Annotated in this window: 2 protein-coding genes; both read right to left on the minus strand. The window is 26.4% G+C overall.

All coding sequences use genetic code 11. The features are described 5' to 3' along the window. Nucleotides 1–650, minus strand: a 650-nt coding sequence (locus AJN58_RS06225; protein ID WP_148116024.1) for an Mbeg1-like protein, incomplete at its 3' end; no start/stop codon positions are given. Between the two features lie 365 nt (nucleotides 651–1,015). Beyond that, the coding region (locus AJN58_RS06235) for a lipase family protein (protein ID WP_250540856.1) at nucleotides 1,016–1,442 on the minus strand (427 nt) is incomplete at its 5' end.

Here is a 1,442-nt window from a genome sequence, read left to right on the forward strand (position 1 = left end):
ATAGCTATATTAGGAAAATTCCAACCATAAACACTAGGGGAATTAAAAGTATAAACTTCATTAGGGCTAAAAGATAATTTGTCTTTATATTTAATATCGCAATATATCAAAGCCATTTGAGCTAAATACCCACCCAATGAATGTCCTACAAATATAATTCTTTTGTGTTTGTTTTTGATTATTTTATTTACTTGTTCTAAAAATTCTAAAAGAAAAGAAGATTGGATATTGCCATTGAGGGATAGAGTTATGTCTTGAACTATATCTTGAATCGAGCTAATAAAATTATCAGTTTCAGTTCCCCTAAATCCTACTATAAATTCATCTTTTTCTTTATCATAAAACAAAGTAGCACTAAAGCCACTTGTAGTGTTAGGCTGATGAAATTGAACCTCATATCTTTGAATGAAATTTTTAGTCTGTAATTCTCCAAATTCTCCGTTGAGTTTACCTTTACTAATAAAACTATATTTTTGTCCGACCTTTTCTTTTTTTCCAGCTATTTTGCCATTATAGCTTAAGTTTAAAAGCTCATTTAAGGTAATAATAGTTTCATTTTCTTGCAATATACAATCTTCTAAATCAAAATAAAAATAACTAGCTTGTGCAAGTTCTGCATAATCTTTTAATTCATTGATTTTTTCTTGCAAAATTATCCTTTATTTAAATAATGACAAAAAAATATATAATGTAACATAAAAACTATTATGATAATAAAACATGTAATATAATATCAAAGCTATAGGATAATAAAGTAACAATAGCAATGCTATATACAAAAACTTTATTTCACAAAGAGAAAAAAAGCGATAAAGCATTAATAGAATTAAAGGAAAAATAATCCAACCTAGCATTACAAAAAATTCATACACTCTATTTGGATTATGCCCTACAGCAGGAGAAATAACAAACCCACTTATACAAAATACTACCCAAACAATATAAAACTTACGAAATGCACCCATTTATTTTCCTTTTTAATATTTTTAATAAAATTATTCTACTTTTTTAAAAATTAAAATATAGCTATATTAGGAAAATTCCAACCATAAACACTAGGGGAATTAAAAGTATAAACTTCATTAGGGCTAAAAGATAATTTGTCTTTATATTTAATATCGCAATATATCAAAGCCATTTGAGCTAAATACCCACCCAATGAATGTCCTACAAATATAATTCTTTTGTGTTTGTTTTTGATTATTTTATTTACTTGTTCTAAAAATTCTAAAAGAAAAGAAGATTGGATATTGCCATTGAGGGATAGAGTTATGTCTTGAACTATATCTTGAATCGAGCTAATAAAATTATCAGTTTCAGTTCCCCTAAATCCTACTATAAATTCATCTTTTTCTTTATCATAAAACAAAGTAGCACTAAAGCCACTTGTAGTGTTAGGCTGATGAAATTGAACCTCATATCTTTGAATGAAATTTTTAGTC

The organism is Campylobacter sp. BCW_4321, assembly GCF_001763075.1.
In the GTDB taxonomy this organism is placed as follows: domain Bacteria; phylum Campylobacterota; class Campylobacteria; order Campylobacterales; family Campylobacteraceae; genus Campylobacter_D; species Campylobacter_D jejuni.